Here is a 17187-nt window from a genome sequence, read left to right on the forward strand (position 1 = left end):
ATCTGGCATCGTCCTCCCGGTCACCGGGCGGCACACGTGTGGGGTCCCACGTCATCCCGGCATTCCCGGTCGCACATCCCGTAGTGCACATCTAGCAGCGCTCGGTCGCTCTCTGGCGATCGCGTGCCGCACCTCCGAGAGCTTCCTGCGCATCCCGCGCAGTGCGTGCCGCGCCCTGAGCGTGCGGCCGCAGGGCCCGCCCGCACGGCAGGCCAGAGGCTGCGAGGTGTGACCAGCTCATCCTCGCGGCTCTCGCGGGGGAGCGGAAGGAACCCACCAGTGTCAGACGCAGACAACAGCGCCACCACCCAGACCACCGCCGAACTGAGCGCCATGCGCCTCCCGCAGCTGCAGGCCCTCGCCTCCTCGCTCGGCATCAGCGGCCTCTCCAAGCTCCGCAAGGGCGACCTGGTCGCGGCGATCGCCGCCGTCCAGGCGACCGGCGACGCCTCCGTGGTCGCCCCGGCCGACGACGTCGTCGTCGAGGCGCCCGTCGCCGTCCAGCCGACCCTCGACGTCACCGACGCGGCACCGGCCGAGTCGGCCCCCGTCGCCGAGGCCCCCGCCACCGAGACTGCTGCGGCGCCCCGCACGCGTCGCCCCTCGCGTCGCGTCACCGCCGCCGCCGGCGCCCCCGAGCAGCGCACCGCCGTCGAGCACGTCAACGCCGGTGAGACCGGCGTCGCGCCGGTCGCCGACGAGGCGCCCGCCGCCGTGGCTGAGGTCGGCGCGCCGGTCGCGTCGCCCGCCGACGAGGCCGCCGCCCCGTCGTCGGTCGTCGAGGCCCCCGTCGAGGATGCGCCCGCCGCCGCCGAGCGTCCGTCGCGCAGCCGCCGTGGCTCGCGCCGTGCCTCCGACGCCACGGTCGCCGCCGCGGCCGCCGAGGCCCCCGCCGCGGAGGTGCCGTCCACGCAGGGCGACGCCGTCGCGCCGCAGTCGGCCCCCGAGGCGAGCGACGCCGAGGCCGGCGCCGCCGACCAGGGCTCGAACGACCAGGGCGCCGGTGACCAGGACGGCCAGGGCCAGCAGGGCGGCGGTCGTCGCAGCCGCAACCGCAACCGCAAGAACGGTCAGAACGGTCAGCAGGGCCAGAACGGCCAGCAGGCGCAGAACGGCCAGCAGGGCCAGCAGGGCCAGAACGGCCAGCAGGCGCAGAACGGCCAGCAGGCGCAGGCCTCCGCGCAGGAGCAGTCCGCGCAGGCCGCCGAGCAGCAGCGCGCCGCCGGCGAGAAGAACGACGCCGCCCGCGGCGAGCAGCAGTCGGGCTCGCAGGCCGGTCAGCAGTCCGACGAGGCCGGCCGCCAGGGCCGCGGCCGTCAGCGCGACCGCAAGCGCGGCCGCAGCGTCCAGAACGACGAGTTCGAGCCCGAGATCTCCGACGACGACGTCCTCATCCCCGTCGCCGGCATCCTCGACGTGCTCGAGAACTACGCGTTCGTGCGCACCACCGGCTACCTCCCCGGGGCGAGCGACGTCTACGTCTCGCTCGGCCAGGTGAAGAAGTACCACCTGCGCAAGGGCGACGCGGTCGTCGGCGCCATCCGTCAGCCCCGTGACGGCGACCAGGGCCAGGGCCGCCAGAAGTACAACGCGATCGTCAAGATCGACTCGGTCAACGGCCAGCCCGTCGAGGAGGCCGCCAAGCGCGTCGAGTTCAGCGCCCTGACGCCCCTCTACCCGCAGGAGCGCCTGCGCCTCGAGACCGAGCCCCAGAAGCTGTCGACGCGCATCATCGACCTCGTCTCGCCGATCGGCAAGGGCCAGCGCGGCCTCATCGTCTCGCCCCCGAAGGCCGGCAAGACGCTCGTGCTCCAGGCCATCGCGAACGCGATCGCGGTCAACAACCCCGAGGCCCACCTCATGGTCGTGCTCGTCGACGAGCGCCCCGAGGAGGTCACCGACATGCAGCGCACGGTCAAGGGCGAGGTCATCGCCTCGACCTTCGACCGCCCCGCGGAGGACCACACCACGGTCGCCGAGCTCGCCATCGAGCGTGCCAAGCGCCTCGTCGAGCTGGGCCACGACGTGGTCGTGCTCCTCGACTCGATCACCCGTCTCGGCCGCGCCTACAACCTGTCGGCCCCCGCCTCGGGCCGCGTGCTCTCCGGCGGCGTCGACTCGTCGGCGCTGTACCCGCCGAAGCGCTTCTTCGGCGCGGCGCGCAACATCGAGAACGGCGGCTCGCTGACCATCCTCGCGACCGCCCTCGTCGAGACCGGCTCGAAGATGGACGAGGTGATCTTCGAGGAGTTCAAGGGCACCGGCAACATGGAGCTCCGCCTGTCGCGCCACCTCGCCGACAAGCGCATCTTCCCGGCCGTCGACGTCAACGCCTCGGGCACCCGTCGCGAAGAGATGCTGCTCAGCCCGGAGGAGGTCAAGATCACGTGGCGCCTCCGCCGCGCCCTGGCCGGCCTCGACCCGCAGAAGGCCCTCGAGATCGTCCTCGGCAACCTCCGCGAGACCAGCTCCAACGTCGAGTTCCTCGTGCAGGTCCAGAAGTCGGTGCCGGCGAACGGCCACGACTCCGCCCACAAGGAGCACTGACGGTGTTCGAGTCGGTGTCGGTGCTGCTGGCGGAGCACGACGACCTGCAGACGCAGCTCAGCGACCCTGCCGTGCACGCCGACGCGGCTCGGGCGAAGAAGATCAACCGCCGCTACGCCGAGCTCAGCCGCATCGTGGCTGCCCACTCGGCGTGGCAGCAGGTGCAGGACGACCTCGAGGCCGCGCGCGAGCTCGCGAAGGAGGACGAGGCCTTCGCGGCGGAGGTCCCTGCGCTCGAGCAGGGCCTCGACGAGGCCCAGGAGAAGCTCCGGCGACTCCTGATCCCGCGCGACCCCGACGACGGCCGCGACGTGATCATGGAGATCAAGGGCGGTGAAGGAGGCGCGGAGAGCGCCCTGTTCGCCGCCGACCTCCTGCGCATGTACCTGCACTACGCGGAGTCGAAGGGCTGGAAGAGCGAGATGATCGCCAGCGACGACTCCGACCTCGGCGGCTACAAGAACGTCCAGGTCGCGATCAAGTCGAACGCCAGCGACCCCGCGCAGGGCGTCTGGGCGCACCTCAAGTACGAGGGCGGCGTGCACCGCGTCCAGCGCGTGCCGGCCACGGAGTCGCAGGGGCGCATCCACACCTCGACGACGGGCGTCCTCGTCTTCCCCGAGGTCGACGAGCCGGAGGAGGTCGACATCAACCAGAACGACCTCAAGATCGACGTCTACCGCTCGAGCGGCCCCGGCGGCCAGTCGGTCAACACGACCGACTCCGCCGTGCGCATCACCCACCTGCCCACGGGCATCGTGGTCGCGATGCAGAACGAGAAGAGCCAGCTGCAGAACCGCGAGGCGGGCATGCGCGTGCTCCGCGCGCGCATCCTCGCGCGCCAGCAGGAGGAGCAGGCGGCCATCGCCTCCGACGCCCGCAAGAGCCAGATCCGGGGCATGGACCGCTCGGAGCGCATCCGGACCTACAACTTCCCGGAGAACCGCATCGCCGACCACCGCACCGGCTACAAGGCGTACAACCTCGACGCCGTGATGGACGGCGCGCTCGAGCCCGTCGTCGAGTCGTGCATCCAGGCCGACGAAGAGGCGCGGCTCGCCGAGATCGGCGACACCGCGTCGTGAGCGCCGTGGCCGACGCCTTCTCCGGCGTCGGCACGGTCGACGCCGCCCTCGCGGCGGCGACGGCCGTGCTGTCGTCGGCCGACGTCCCGACCCCGTCGGTCGACGCCGAGCTCCTCCTCGCGCACGTCACCGGGGTCGAGCGCGGCGTCCTCCTCGCGCGGGCGGTCACCCGTTCGCCCGTGACCCCGGAGCAGGTGGAGTCGCTGGTCGCGCTCGTGTCGCGCCGCGCCTCCCGCGAGCCCCTGCAGCACATCACCGGCACCGCCTGGTTCCGGTCGCTGGCCCTGCAGGTCGGCCCGGGCGTCTTCGTGCCCCGGCCCGAGACGGAGGGCGTCGCGCAGCTCGCCGTCGACGCGCTGCGCGCGGCGCCCTCGGCGGAGCCCCTGGCCGTCGACCTCGGCACCGGCAGCGGTGCGCTCGCGCTGGCCCTGGCGACCGAGGTGCCGCACAGCCGCGTCTGGGCCGTCGAGATCTCGCCGGACGCCGCGGCGTGGACGCGGCGCAACATCGAGTCGGTCGGCGCCTCGAACGTCACCCTCGTCGTCGGCGACATGACCGACGCGCTGCCCGAGCTGGACGGCCGGGTCTCCGTCGTCGTGAGCAACCCGCCGTACATCCCGCTCGGGATGGTCCCGCGCGACCCCGAGGTGCGGCTGCACGACCCGAGCACGGCGCTCTACGGCGGCGAGGACGGTCTCGTGCTCGTCAGGGCGCTCTCGCTGACGGCTCGTCGACTGCTGCACCCGGGGGGCGCCCTCGTCATCGAGCACGGCGAGCAGCAGGGCGCGGCGATCCGCGGGATCCTCGACGCCGACGGCTGGCGGAGCCCCGAGACCCAGCCCGACCTCACCGGCCGCGACCGGTCCACGACGGCGGTGCGCTGACCCGGCCACCAGGTCGGCCGCACTATCATCGTCTCGTCATGACCTCCTCCTACGACCTGTCCGTCGCCACCGAGCTGCTCACCGGCATGCGCGCCGCCCGCGGTGCGATCGGCCGCGGCGAGCTCGTGGTCATGCCCACCGACACCGTTTACGGGCTCGCCGCCGACGCCTTCGACGCCTCGGCCGTGCAGGCGCTGCTCGACGCGAAGGGCCGTGGCCGGCAGTCGCCCCCTCCGGTCCTCGTGAAGGGCCTCGACACCCTCGCCGCGCTGACCGAGTCGGTGCCCGACCTCGTGCGGCCCCTGCTCGACGAGTTCTGGCCCGGCCCGTTGACCGTCATCTTCCGCGCCCAGCCGTCGCTCAGCTGGGACCTCGGCGAGACCCGGGGCACCGTCGCCCTGCGCATGCCGAGCCACCCCATGGCCCTCGAGCTGCTGGAGGAGACGGGCCCCCTCGCGGTCTCCAGCGCCAACCTCACGGGGCAGCCGGCGGCCGCGACCGTCGACGAGGCCCGGGCCATGCTGGCCGACCGGGTCGCCGTCTACCTCGACGCCGGGCCTGTGGGGGAGGGCTACGAGCGCCGTCCGGGCGCGAACACCGGCTCGACGATCGTCGACGCGACCGGGGCTGCCGACGGCGTCCTGCGGATCGTTCGCCACGGCGTCCTCGCCGACTCCGAGATCAGACGCGTCGCGGGCGACGCCGCCGTCGCGTGAGGTACTACCTGCTGGCCTTCGCGATCGCGGCGGGGGTCAGCTTCGTCCTCTCGATCGTCGTCTGGCGGCTCGGCCTGCGCTTCAAGCTCTACCCGGCCATCCGCGACCGCGACGTCCACCGGACCCCCACCCCCCGACTCGGCGGCATCGCGATGTGGGCGGGCGTGGTCGTGGCTCTGCTGGCCGCGTGGTTCGTCTTCCCCCTGATCTCCGGCGTCGACTACTTCCGTCTCGTGTTCGCCGACCCAGGGCCCCCGCTCGCGATCATCGGGGCCGCCACGATCATCGTCGTGATCGGCGTGGTCGACGACCTCTACGACCTCGACTGGATGACCAAGCTGGCCGGGCAGATCATCGCCGCGGGCGTCCTCGCCTGGCAGGGCGTCCAGCTGCTCTCCCTCCCGATCGGCAGCAGCCTGGCCGTGGGCTCGCCCTTCATGTCCCTCATCCTGACGATCCTCGCGGTCGTCCTCGTGATGAACGCGGTCAACTTCATCGACGGCCTCGACGGTCTGGTCGCCGGCGTCACGATCATCGCCAACGTCGTCTTCTTCGCGTACAGCTTCGCCATCTCGCTGACCATCGGCCAGACCGAGTACTTCAACCTCTCCGCCCTCCTGACGGCCGTCCTGACCGGGGCGTGCCTCGGGTTCCTGCCGCTGAACTGGCACCCCGCCCGTCTCTTCATGGGCGACGCGGGCGCCCTCCTGACCGGGCTGCTCATGGCGACGAGCGCCATCTCGGTGACGGGGCAGATCGACCCGGCGACCATCTCCCGCACGGCGCTGCTCCCCGCCTTCATCCCGATCCTGCTGCCGTTCGCCGTGCTCATCGTGCCGCTGCTCGACTTCGGCCTCGCGGTGCTCCGTCGGGTCAGCGCCGGCAAGTCTCCGTTCACCGCCGACCGCAAGCACCTGCACCACCGTCTGCTCGACATGGGCCACTCGCACTTCCACGCCGTCCTGATCTTCTACGCGTGGACCCTCGTCGTGTCGGTCGGCTGCCTGATGTTCCTCTTCGTCAAGCCGACCTCGCTGGTCGTCGGGTTCCTCGTCGTCGGACTCGTCGCCTGCGCCGCCCTCACCCTCGCCCCGCTGAGCCGCCGCAAGAAGGTCGAGGTGGCCGTCCAGTCCGCCCGGCCGGGCGACCTCGCGACGTCCCGGTCGGACCGCTTCGACCCGCTCGACCAGGCCGCCGGGGGCCTCGACCACCTCGACGCGGCCGACCCGGCCGACGTCCCGTCGCCACCACCCTCGAAGGACCACTGATGAACGCCCGATCGATCTTCACCAAGATCCTGACGTACACCGGCCTCCTGGCCCTCGCGATCGCCGTCGTCGGCGGAGGGGTCGGCTGGCTCACGGCCGGCTCGGACGGGCTCTGGAGCGCCCTCGTCGGCGTGGCCCTGGCGATCGTCTTCGCGGGCATCACCGCGGGCAGCATGCTCATCGCGATCCGCTTCCGCCTGGCCGCCTTCTTCGGCATCGTCATGGGCGCGTGGCTGCTCAAGATCGTCGTGTTCGTCGTCCTGCTCGTGCTCGTCCGCGACCAGCCCTTCGTCGACGACGTCGTGCTCTTCCTGGCCCTCGTCGTGTCGATCGTCGGCACGCTCGTCATCGACGCCCTGGTCGTCGTCCGCGGGCGGCTGCCCCACGTGAGCGACGTCACGCTGCCCGAGGCACCGGTCGACCGCTAGTCCGTCGCACCGCCGACGGCGGGCCCGGGCCGCACCGTGCGTCCGAGCGCCGCGCCTCAAGCGTGCACAGCGCGAAAGAACCCCCGTCGATTCGCTGTCCTGAGGGTTACCTTGATAGGGTGATCTCCGTTCCCCGGCCGCGATTCTCTGCGGGTTCGGATGACAACCCCACCAATCGTCGCGACACTTCAGGGTGCTCGCCCCGACACAGGAGATAGCGCTGATAGCGAACGCTGTGAACCTGCTCTCCGCTGCCGACGCCGGCCACGGAGACGGGGGATTCCACGCCCCGACTCTTGACGAGTTCTTCCCTTCCGCCATCTTCTTCGAAGGCACGCCCTTCGAGCTGAACCGCATCATGCTGGTCCGCCTCTTCGCGATCGCCGTCATGCTGCTGCTGTTCTGGCTGGCCCTGCGCAAGGGGCGGCTCATCCCGTCCCGCGGGCAGAGCATCGCCGAGCTGGGCCTCGACTTCGTCCGCATCCAGATCGTCGAGGAGATCCTCGGCGAGAAGCTGGGTCGGAAGTACCTCCCGCTGCTGGCGGCGATGTTCTTCGGCATCTTCGCCATGAACATCACCGGCATCGTGCCCGGCCTCAACATCGCGGGCACCTCCGTGGTCGCGATGCCGCTCATGCTGGCCGTCGTGGCGTACGTGATGTTCATCTACGCCGGTATCCGCGAGGCAGGCACGGGCACGTTCTTCCGTAACGCGCTCTTCCCGCCCGGGGTCCCGTGGCCGATGTACATCCTCCTGACGCCCATCGAGTTCATCAACATCTTCATCGTCCGGCCCATCTCGCTGGCCTTGCGACTGCTGCTGAACATGATGGTCGGCCACCTCCTGCTGGTGCTCTGCTTCGCAGCGACGCACTTCTTCTTCTTCAGCATGAGCGGCGGCTTCATCGCCTTCGGCGCCCTGACCCTCGTCGGCGGCTTCGTGATGACCATCGTCGAGATGGCCGTCGCCGTGCTGCAGGCCTACGTCTTCACACTCCTCGCCTCGGTCTACATCCAACAGGCCGCGTCGAAAGAACACTAAGTACGACGAGCTCCGTCGACCGACGGAGCTCGCCCAACCGGAAGGAAACACACAGTGGACACCACCACGATCCTCGCTGAGATCAACGGCAACATCGCGACCGTCGGCTACGGCCTCGCTGCGATCGGCCCCGGCATCGGTATCGGCATCGTCGCGGGCAAGACCGTCGAGGCCATGGCTCGCCAGCCCGAGCTCGCCGGCCGTCTCCAGGTCACCATGTTCCTGGGCATCGCGTTCACCGAGCTGCTGGGCTTCATCGGCCTCGCCGCCGGCTTCATCTTCTCCTGATCAGTTAGGACGACACACCGATGATCGAGACGATCCTCGCGGCAGAAGGGGCACCCGAAGGGGCCGCCGTCTTCTTCCCCGCTGTTTACGACGTCCTGTGGTCTGCCGTCGTCTTCGTGGTCATCGCGGCGTTCTTCGGGATCTTCGCCATCCCGAGGTTCCGCAAGATCCTCGACGAGCGCGCTGAGCGCATCGAGGGCGGCATCAAGCACGCCGAGGCCGCCCAGGCCGAGGCCGCGCAGGCTCTCGGCGAGTACAAGAAGCAGCTCGCCGACGCTCGCGCCGAGGCTGCGCGCATCCGGGAGGCCGCGCGCGCCGAGGGAGCCGAGATCCTCGCCGACCTCAAGCAGCAGGCCCAGGCCGAGGCGGACCGCGTCACCGCGAACGCCCACGTCCAGATCGAGGCCGAGCGCGCGGCAGCAGTCGCCTCGCTCCGTGCCGAGGTCGGCTCGCTCGCGATCGACCTCGCGTCCGGCGTCATCGGTGAGTCGCTGAACGACGACGCTCGTGCGTCGGCCGTCGTCGACCGCTTCCTGGCCGACCTCGAGGCCGACCAGAACGCGAAGGCGGGCAACTGACGATGGGTTCCATGACCAGAGAGGCCCTCAGCTCGGCGCGGGCGGTCCTGACCGACCTCGGCGACACGGCCGACCTGGCCACGGGCGAGCAACTGCTCGACGCCGGTCGGGTCATCGGGGGGTCCGTGCAGCTGCAGGCCTACTTCGCCGACCCGGCCGTCGACGCTGTCGTCAAGAAGCAGCTCGTCGACCGTCTCTTCGGTTCCTTCTCGCAGCCCGCCCGGGCTCTCCTGCTCTCCGTGGTGGCCAGCCGCTGGTCGTCTCCCGACGACCTGCTCGCCGGCATCGAGGAGCTCGGGTTCCGGGTCATCGCCTCGAGCTCCCCGTCCGACAGCAGCATCGAGAACGAGCTGTTCGGGTTCGACGCCGCGGTGTCGTCCGACGCCCGCCTCGAGCTCGCGATCGGCACGAAGCTGAGCGACCCCGAGGCGAAGGCGGGCCTCGTCCGCCGTCTCCTCGAGGGCAAGGCGAGCGCGCAGACCCTGGCCATCGTCAGCCACCTCGTCCGCCAGCCCCGTGGCCGGCGCATCGGCGAGCTCGTCCGGACGGCCGCCGACATCGTCGCCGACCAGTCCGGCCAGCTCGTCGCCACGGTGACGACGGCGAAGCCGCTCGACGCCGCCCACGCTGAGCGGCTCGAACGGGGCCTCTCGCAGCAATTCGGCCGCGACCTCCGCATCAACCAGGTCATCGACCCCGCCGTCATCGGCGGGCTGCGCGTGCAGGTCGGCGACGAGGTCATCGACGGGACCGTCGCCACCAAGCTCAGCCTGCTCCGCCTCCAGCTCGCTGGCTAGGCGCGCTCCCACACACAGACTCGAGGCCTCCCGAAGCCTCGCTACGAATAGGAATCACAATGGCAGACATCAAGATCAGCCCCGATGAGATTCGCGACGCGCTGAAGGACTTCGTCTCGTCGTACGACCCGTCGAAGGCCTCGACCACAGAGGTCGGCTACGTCACCGACGCCGCCGACGGCATCGCCCACGTGCAGGGCCTGCCCGGCGTCATGGCCAACGAGCTCATCCGCTTCGCGGACGGCACGCAGGGCCTCGCTCAGAACCTCGACGAGGACGAGATCGGCGCCATCGTGCTCGGCGAGTTCTCGGGCATCGTCGAGGGCATGGAGGTCACCCGCACGGGTGAGGTCCTCTCCGTCCCCGTCGGCGACGGCTACCTGGGTCGCGTCGTCGACCCCCTCGGGGCCCCGATCGACGGCCTCGGCGAGATCGCGACCGAGGGTCGTCGTGCCCTCGAGCTCCAGGCGCCCGGCGTCATGCAGCGCAAGTCGGTGCACGAGCCCATGCAGACCGGCATCAAGGCCATCGACGCCATGATCCCCGTCGGCCGTGGCCAGCGACAGCTCATCATCGGCGACCGCCAGACCGGCAAGACGGCCATCGCGATCGACACGATCATCAACCAGAAGGCCAACTGGGAGTCCGGCGACACGACGAAGCAGGTCCGCTGCATCTACGTCGCCATCGGCCAGAAGGGCTCGACGATCGCCTCCGTCAAGGGTGCGCTCGAAGAGGCCGGTGCCATGGAGTACACGACGATCGTCGCTGCTCCCGCCTCCGACCCCGCCGGCTTCAAGTACCTGGCGCCCTACACAGGCTCGGCCATCGGTCAGCACTGGATGTACGGCGGCAAGCACGTCCTCATCATCTTCGACGACCTGTCGAAGCAGGCCGAGGCCTACCGCGCCGTCTCGCTCCTCCTGCGTCGCCCGCCGGGCCGCGAGGCCTACCCCGGCGACGTCTTCTACCTGCACTCGCGTCTGCTCGAGCGCTGCGCGAAGCTCTCCGACGAGCTGGGCGCCGGGTCGATGACGGGCCTCCCGATCATCGAGACGAAGGCCAACGACGTCTCGGCGTACATCCCGACGAACGTGATCTCGATCACGGACGGCCAGATCTTCCTCCAGTCCGACCTGTTCAACGCCAACCAGCGCCCCGCGGTCGACGTCGGCATCTCGGTGTCGCGGGTCGGCGGCGACGCCCAGGTCAAGTCGATCAAGAAGGTCTCCGGCACGCTCAAGCTCGAGCTGGCGCAGTACCGGTCGCTCGAGGCCTTCGCGATGTTCGCGTCCGACCTCGACGCCGCGAGCCGCCGTCAGCTCGCTCGTGGAGCTCGCCTCACGGAGCTCCTGAAGCAGCCGCAGTACTCGCCGTACCCCGTGGAGGACCAGGTCGTCGCGATCTGGGCCGGCACGAACGGCAAGCTCGACGAGGTCCCCGTCCCCGACATCCTCCGCTTCGAGCGTGAGCTCCTCGACTACCTGGGCCGCAACACCTCGGTGCTGTCCGACCTGCGTGAGAAGAACGTGCTGTCCGACGACATCGTGTCGACGCTCGACTCGTCCATCGACGCCTTCAAGCAGGAGTTCCAGACGGGCGAGGGCAAGCCGCTGGCTTCCGTCGGTCGCGAGGAGTTCGCCGCCACCGACGCCGACGACGTCAACCAGGAGAAGATCGTCAAGGCCAAGCGCTGACGCGCTCGACCGACGATCACGACTGACGAGACAACAGGAGAGTCATGGGAGCCCAACTACGGGTCTACCGCCAGAGGATCCGCTCCGCGCAGACGACCAAGAAGGTCACGCGCGCCATGGAGCTCATCTCCGCCTCGCGCATCCAGAAGGCGCAGGCGCGGATGAAGGCCTCGGGGCCGTACTCGCGTGCCATCACGCGGGCGGTCTCGGCCGTGGCGACGTTCTCGGACGTCGACCACATCCTCACCACCGAGCCGGCGACGATCGAGCGGGCCGCGGTCGTGGTCTTCACGTCCGACCGCGGCCTCAACGGCGCCTTCAGCTCCAACACCCTGAAGGAGGCGGAGCAGCTCTCGCAGCTCCTCCGCAGCCAGGGGAAGGACGTCGTCTACTACCTCGTCGGGCGCAAGGCGCAGAACTACTTCACGTTCCGCAAGCGTGACTCGGAGCAGATCTGGACGGGCAACACCGACCAGCCCGAGTTCGCGACGGCGAAGGAGATCGGCGACGCGGTCGTGTCGAAGTTTCTCACCGAGGCCGCCGAGGGCGGCGTCGACGAGATCCACATCGTCTACAACCGCTTCGTGAACATGGTCAGCCAGGTCCCCGAGGTCGTCCGTCTGCTCCCTCTCGAGGTGGTGGAGGGCATCGAGGAGCCCGCCGAGGGCGAGGTGCTGCCCCTCTACGACTTCGAGCCCGACCCCGTCGAGGTGCTGGACTCGCTCCTCCCGGTGTACATCGAGAGCCGCATCTTCAACGCCATGCTGCAGTCGGCCGCTTCCGAGCACGCCGCCCGCCAGAAGGCCATGAAGGCTGCCAGCGACAACGCCGACACCCTCATCCGCGACTTCACCCGCCTCGCGAACAACGCTCGCCAGGCGGAGATCACGCAGCAGATCTCCGAGATCGTCGGCGGCGCCGACGCCCTCAGCTCGGCCAAGTAGATCAGCACCCCAGTTTCACCATCCGAAGAGAGAGAAGCCATGACTGACACCGCAACCGCGCCGGTCGCGACCGAGTCGGCTCCCGGCGTCGGGCGAATCGCCCGGGTCACGGGCCCCGTCGTCGACATCGAGTTCCCGCACGACGCCATCCCTGGCATCTACAACGCCCTGCACACGACGATCACCATCGGCGAGAGCACGAGCGAGCTGACCCTCGAGGTCGCCCAGCACCTCGGTGACGACCTCGTCCGTGCCATCGCCCTCAAGCCCACCGACGGTCTCGTCCGTGGCCAGGAGGTCACCGACACCGGCGGGCCCATCACGGTCCCCGTCGGCGACGTGACCAAGGGCAAGGTGTTCAGCGTCACCGGCGACATCCTGAACCTCGAGGGCGACCAGAAGGTGGAGATCACCGAGCGCTGGCCGATCCACCGCAAGCCCCCGCAGTTCGACCAGCTCGAGTCGAAGACCCAGCTCTTCGAGACGGGCATCAAGTCGATCGACCTCCTGACCCCGTACGTCCAGGGCGGCAAGATCGGCCTGTTCGGCGGTGCCGGCGTCGGCAAGACCGTCCTCATCCAGGAGATGATCCAGCGCGTCGCTCAGGACCACGGTGGAGTCTCCGTCTTCGCCGGTGTCGGTGAGCGCACCCGTGAGGGCAACGACCTCATCGGCGAGATGGACGAGGCCGGGGTGTTCGACAAGACCGCCCTCGTCTTCGGCCAGATGGACGAGCCGCCGGGAACGCGCCTCCGCGTGGCCCTGTCGGCGCTGACGATGGCGGAGTACTTCCGCGACGTGCAGAAGCAGGACGTCCTGCTCTTCATCGACAACATCTTCCGCTTCACGCAGGCCGGTTCCGAGGTGTCGACCCTCCTCGGTCGCATGCCCTCTGCGGTGGGCTACCAGCCCAACCTCGCCGACGAGATGGGCGTCCTCCAGGAGCGCATCACCTCGACGCGTGGCCACTCGATCACGTCGCTCCAGGCCATCTACGTGCCTGCTGACGACTACACCGACCCGGCCCCGGCGACGACGTTCGCGCACCTCGACGCCACGACCGAGCTGTCGCGCGAGATCGCGTCGCAGGGTCTCTACCCCGCGATCGACCCGCTGACCTCGACGAGCCGCATCCTCGACCCCCGCTACCTGGGCGAGGCGCACTACAACACGGCCATCCGCGTCAAGGCCATCCTGCAGAAGAACAAGGAGCTCCAGGAGATCATCGCCATCCTCGGTGTCGACGAGCTCTCCGAGGAAGACAAGATCACGGTCGCCCGTGCTCGTCGCATCCAGCAGTTCCTCTCGCAGAACACCTACATGGCGAAGAAGTTCACCGGCGTCGAGGGCTCGACCGTCCCCCTGAAGGACACCATCGAGTCGTTCACGGCCATCGCTGACGGCGAGTTCGACCACGTCGCGACGCAGGCCTTCTTCAACGTCGGCTCCATCTCCGACGTCGAAGAGAAGTGGGCTCAGATCCAGAAGGAGAACGGCTGATCGTGGCTGCTCTCACCGTGAGCGTCGTCTCGGCCGACCAGGAAGTCTGGTCGGGCGAGGCGAGCTCCGTCGTCGCCCGCACCTCCGAGGGTGAGATCGGGATCCTCCCGGGTCACGAGCCTCTCCTCGCCATCCTGGCCACGGGCCGGGTCCGCGTCCGCCAGGCCGACGGCACCACCGTCGAGGCGACCGCGGACGACGGGTTCCTCTCCGTCGAGAACGACACGGTCACCGTCGTCGCGCGCAACGCGCAGCTGGCCTGACCCGTCCTCTCCCTCCCGTTCCACCGTGCTGTTCCTGCTGCCCCCGTCCGAGACGAAAGTCGACGGGGGCAGCGGTGCGTCCGGGGTCGATCTCGGGCGGCTCGCCTTCCCGGGTCTCCGGGCACAGCGTGAGGACGTGCTCGCGCGCCTCGCCGTCCTCTCGGAGGACGTCGAAGCGTCCCTCGTCGCCCTCAAGCTGGGGCCGCGCCTGCGCGGGGAGGTGGACCGGAACCGGGCACTGCCGACGGCACCCGTGCTGCCCGCGTTGTCGAGGTACACGGGAGTCCTCTACGACCCCGTCCGCGCCACCGGCCTGAGCGCCGCCGAGTGGGCCTGGGCAGGGCGTCACCTCGTCGTCCACTCAGCTCTCCTCGGCCTCGTGTCGGCGACCGACCCCGTGCCGGCCTACCGCTTGTCGCACGACTCGCGCCTCCCGGGGGCGAGCCTCAAGGCCACCTGGCGAGCGGCCGTCGCCGGGAGCCTCGCGGAGGTCGACGACGTCGTGGTCGACCTCCGCTCAGAGGGCTACGTCGGCCTCGGCGCCGCGCCGGCCGACAGGTCGACGTACCTGCGCGTCGTCTCCGGTGCCGACGGGCGACGCCGGGCGTTGAACCACTTCAACAAGAAGTCCAAGGGGCTCCTCGTGCGGGCGCTGCTGGACGACAGGCCGTCGCTCGGGACCCTCGACGACCTCGTGGGGTGGGCGCACGGTCGGGGCATCGTGCTGGAGCAGGGGGCGAGTGAGACCGTGCTGGTCTCGGAGTCGGTCCTGGCCCCGGTGGGCTGACCTGCGCCTCCTCGGCCTGCCCCTCCCCGCCGGCCGCGGGGGCCGAGCGGCCCACGGGCTCCGCGGTCTCCGGGCCGCAGGCCCACGGGGCCCTCACGGCACCGCGACCGGCCCCTCCCGGTGGACGATGCCCTCGTGCTGCAGCAGCCAGCGCTTCGTCTCGACGCCGGCGCCGACCGTGTAGCCGGTCAGCCCTCCCGTGCGGCCCAGGACGCGGTGGCAGGGCACGAGGATGGGGAGGGGGTTCGCGCGGACGGCACCGCCCACGGCGCGGCCGGCCTGCGGGCTGCCGATCGTCGCGCCGAGACGGCCGTAGGTCGTCGTGCGGCCCCACTCCACCGTCGCCAGCGCCGACCAGACCGAGCGCTGGAACGACGACCCCGTGAGGCGGAGGGGCAGGTCGAACCATCGACGGACGCCGAGGAAGTAGTCGCGCACCTGGGTCCGAGCCGCGACCAGGAGGGCGTCGGGCCTCTCGTCGAGCCCGTCGTGGGGGAGGCGCCCCTCCGACTCCACCGCGACCCGCTCGACCGCGAAGCCGCGGGTCTGGATCTCGATGCGGCCCACGGGGGAGTCGAGCCGGACGAAGCCGGAGCCCTCGGGGGCGACGTCTTCACCGCTGCCCGGCGGCGGGGGCGGGACGAGGGCCAGGGTTCGCATGACGAGACCCTAGGAGACCGGGGGAGCCGAGGTGGCCGCGCTGGCGTGCCCTGTGGAGAACTCGCCGGCTCGCGGCCCGGGGCGGCGGTCGGCGACCTGCCCCCGTCACGACGGCCGGGAGCCGGTCTGCCGGGCCGATAGCCTGGAGCGAGGGCGTCCCGGGGCCCCGGCCCGCGCCTCCCGGCCCGTCCGGCACGGCACGGCAGACCCTCGACGATCGGAACGGCATGGCCCCCCACGACGGCCCGCACGACCCGTCGCGTCTCGACGACACCGTGGTCACGCCGCTCGTGCGGCCGCCGGGGCGGACCGCGCCCCGTGACCTCGACGACACCGTCGTGCGTCCGCGCGCCGCTCGGCCGGGCGGGGGCCAGGCGGGCACGGCGGCGCGCGGCCGACCCGTTCGTCGGCCGCACGGCGTGCGCGTGGGGCACGCGGTGCACTGGCTCGACCGCCCGCTCCTCGTGGGTCGTCGCCCCGCGGCTCCGCGAGTGGTCCGGGGAGCGGAGCCCGTGCTCGCCGCGGTGCCCTCGGCGGGCGGCGAGGTCTCGGCGTCGCACGTGTCGTTCGAGCAGCAGGGCGACGTGGTCGTCGTGACCGACCTGCGCTCGACGAACGGCACGGTCGTCGTGCTCCCGGGCCGTGTTCCGGTCCGACTGCGGCAGGGCGAGTCGGTCGTGGCCCTCGCAGGGACCATAGTGGACATCGGCGACGGCGTCCTCCTCGAGGTCCTCCCGCCTCAGCGCATCCCCCTCCAGGAAGATCCCCTCCCGTGACAGAGCTCGGCAGCCCCGTGACAGACCACCACCTCGCCCTCGAGGGGTCGACCCTGACCCTCGACTGGGCCGGCGTGACCGACGTGGGCCGTCGGCGCGCCCACAACGAGGACAGCTACGTCGCGGAGGCCCCCCTCTTCGTCGTCGCGGACGGCATGGGCGGGCACAGTGCCGGCGACGTCGCCAGCGACGCCGTCGTGCGGCGGCTCCACGACGCGGCCGTCGCGCCCTTCCTCACCACCGACGCGGTGGAGGAGGCGCTTCTCCGCGCGACGGAGGAGATCGCGGTGGCGGCCGCCGACACCGAGCTCGGCGTCGGCACGACGGTGACCGGGGCGTTCCTGTCGCTCGACGACGACGAGCCGTCGTTCACGGTCTTCAACGTCGGCGACTCCCGGGTCTACCTCCTCGACGCCGGCGTCCTGCGCCAGGTCACCGTCGACCACTCGGTCGTCCAGGAGATGGTCGACGCCGGCATGCTCCACCCCGACGACGCCGAGTCGCACCCCGACAGCAACGTCATCACGCGGGCGGTCGGCTTCGACGTGGAGCCGCGGCCCGACTACTGGCGCGTGCCCCTGCGGCCCGGCCAGCGCCTCCTCGTCTGCTCCGACGGGCTCACCAAGGAGCTCGACGCCCGGGCCATCGCCACGACCCTCGGAGCGGCCGACGGCGCCTCCGGGGCGGCCGCGGACCTCGTCGAGCAGGCGGTCGCCGCCGGCGGCCGCGACAACGTGACGGCCGTCGTCGTCGTCGTGCGGGGCTCGTCACCGGCGGGCGGCACGGAGGCCGACGAGACCACCGTCCCTCGCTGACGTCGCCCGGGCGACGAGCCCTCCCCCGAAGTGGGGGGACCGGCGTTGTCCCCCGAACGCTCTCGTCGACCCGGCGCCTCGGGGCGCCGACCTAGAATCGATCCGGTCGGCG

Annotated in this window: 18 protein-coding genes; 17 read left to right on the forward strand and 1 reads right to left on the reverse strand. The window is 70.9% G+C overall.

The annotated features are described in order from the left end of the window. Positions 1–279: 279 nt before the first annotated feature. From rho to JOE43_RS09450, 15 genes are all read left to right on the forward strand, one after another. Positions 280–2547, forward strand: a complete 2268-nt coding sequence (gene rho, locus JOE43_RS09380; RefSeq protein WP_209517267.1) for a transcription termination factor Rho — start codon at positions 280–282, stop codon at positions 2545–2547. Positions 2548–2549: 2 nt separating this feature from the next. Then, positions 2550–3632 carry a peptide chain release factor 1 gene (gene prfA, locus JOE43_RS09385; RefSeq protein ID WP_209517269.1) on the forward strand — a complete coding sequence of 361 codons (1083 nt, stop codon included), beginning with the start codon at positions 2550–2552 and terminating at the stop codon, positions 3630–3632. A gap of 5 nt (positions 3633–3637) precedes the next feature. Continuing rightward, complete coding sequence (gene prmC, locus JOE43_RS09390; protein ID WP_209519158.1) at positions 3638–4516, forward strand: peptide chain release factor N(5)-glutamine methyltransferase; 879 nt, start codon at positions 3638–3640, stop codon at positions 4514–4516. A 38-nt stretch (positions 4517–4554) separates the two neighbouring features. After that, entirely contained in the window at positions 4555–5232 is a 678-nt protein-coding gene (locus JOE43_RS09395; RefSeq protein WP_209517271.1) for an L-threonylcarbamoyladenylate synthase, read from the forward strand. Beyond that, positions 5229–6500 carry an MraY family glycosyltransferase gene (locus JOE43_RS09400; RefSeq protein WP_209517273.1) on the forward strand — a complete coding sequence of 424 codons (1272 nt, stop codon included), beginning with the start codon at positions 5229–5231 and terminating at the stop codon, positions 6498–6500. The genes JOE43_RS09395 and JOE43_RS09400 overlap by 4 nt, the downstream gene beginning before the upstream one ends. Beyond that, positions 6500–6928, forward strand: a complete 429-nt coding sequence (locus JOE43_RS09405; RefSeq protein ID WP_056053945.1) for a hypothetical protein — start codon at positions 6500–6502, stop codon at positions 6926–6928. The genes JOE43_RS09400 and JOE43_RS09405 overlap by 1 nt, the downstream gene beginning before the upstream one ends. Before the next feature lie 235 nt (positions 6929–7163). Continuing rightward, positions 7164–7970 carry a F0F1 ATP synthase subunit A gene (gene atpB / locus JOE43_RS09410; protein ID WP_167258951.1) on the forward strand — a complete coding sequence of 269 codons (807 nt, stop codon included), beginning with the start codon at positions 7164–7166 and terminating at the stop codon, positions 7968–7970. A 54-nt stretch (positions 7971–8024) separates the two neighbouring features. Continuing rightward, the gene (gene atpE / locus JOE43_RS09415) at positions 8025–8258 is read left to right on the forward strand and encodes an ATP synthase F0 subunit C (protein WP_043594505.1); all 234 of its coding nucleotides are present in this window, start codon (positions 8025–8027) and stop codon (positions 8256–8258) included. A 20-nt stretch (positions 8259–8278) separates the two neighbouring features. Continuing rightward, positions 8279–8836, forward strand: a complete 558-nt coding sequence (locus tag JOE43_RS09420; RefSeq protein ID WP_056053950.1) for a F0F1 ATP synthase subunit B — start codon at positions 8279–8281, stop codon at positions 8834–8836. Between the two features lie 2 nt (positions 8837–8838). After that, positions 8839–9633 (forward strand): F0F1 ATP synthase subunit delta, encoded by a 795-nt coding sequence (locus JOE43_RS09425; protein ID WP_209517275.1) that lies wholly within the window; start codon positions 8839–8841, stop codon positions 9631–9633. Between the two features lie 59 nt (positions 9634–9692). After that, on the forward strand, positions 9693–11330 hold the full coding sequence (gene atpA / locus JOE43_RS09430; protein ID WP_209517277.1) for a F0F1 ATP synthase subunit alpha: 1638 nt from the start codon (positions 9693–9695) through the stop codon (positions 11328–11330). Between the two features lie 44 nt (positions 11331–11374). Next, positions 11375–12274, forward strand: coding sequence for a F0F1 ATP synthase subunit gamma (locus JOE43_RS09435; protein WP_167258954.1), 900 nt, complete (start codon positions 11375–11377; stop codon positions 12272–12274). A 39-nt stretch (positions 12275–12313) separates the two neighbouring features. Then, positions 12314–13774: a F0F1 ATP synthase subunit beta gene (gene atpD, locus JOE43_RS09440; protein WP_167258955.1), complete on the forward strand. Its 1461-nt coding sequence runs from the start codon at positions 12314–12316 to the stop codon at positions 13772–13774. Between the two features lie 2 nt (positions 13775–13776). Further along, entirely contained in the window at positions 13777–14037 is a 261-nt protein-coding gene (locus JOE43_RS09445; protein ID WP_167258956.1) for a F0F1 ATP synthase subunit epsilon, read from the forward strand. A 25-nt stretch (positions 14038–14062) separates the two neighbouring features. Then, entirely contained in the window at positions 14063–14824 is a 762-nt protein-coding gene (locus JOE43_RS09450) for a YaaA family protein (RefSeq protein ID WP_209517279.1), read from the forward strand. A gap of 93 nt (positions 14825–14917) precedes the next feature. Here JOE43_RS09450 and JOE43_RS09455 read toward each other — a convergent pair whose 3' ends face one another. Next, entirely contained in the window at positions 14918–15484 is a 567-nt protein-coding gene (locus tag JOE43_RS09455; RefSeq protein ID WP_209517281.1) for a methylated-DNA--[protein]-cysteine S-methyltransferase, read from the reverse strand. Positions 15485–15711: 227 nt separating this feature from the next. Between JOE43_RS09455 and JOE43_RS09460 the strand changes: the two genes are divergently transcribed. Together JOE43_RS09460 and JOE43_RS09465 are read left to right on the forward strand one after the other, a co-directional pair. Then, positions 15712–16260, forward strand: a complete 549-nt coding sequence (locus tag JOE43_RS09460) for an FHA domain-containing protein (RefSeq protein ID WP_209517283.1) — start codon at positions 15712–15714, stop codon at positions 16258–16260. Continuing rightward, positions 16257–17075 (forward strand): PP2C family serine/threonine-protein phosphatase, encoded by an 819-nt coding sequence (locus JOE43_RS09465; RefSeq protein ID WP_209517285.1) that lies wholly within the window; start codon positions 16257–16259, stop codon positions 17073–17075. The genes JOE43_RS09460 and JOE43_RS09465 overlap by 4 nt, the downstream gene beginning before the upstream one ends. Positions 17076–17187: the final 112 nt, after the last annotated feature.

It is taken from the genome of Frigoribacterium sp. PvP121 (assembly GCF_017833115.1).
Classification (GTDB): Bacteria; Actinomycetota; Actinomycetes; order Actinomycetales; family Microbacteriaceae; genus Frigoribacterium; species Frigoribacterium endophyticum.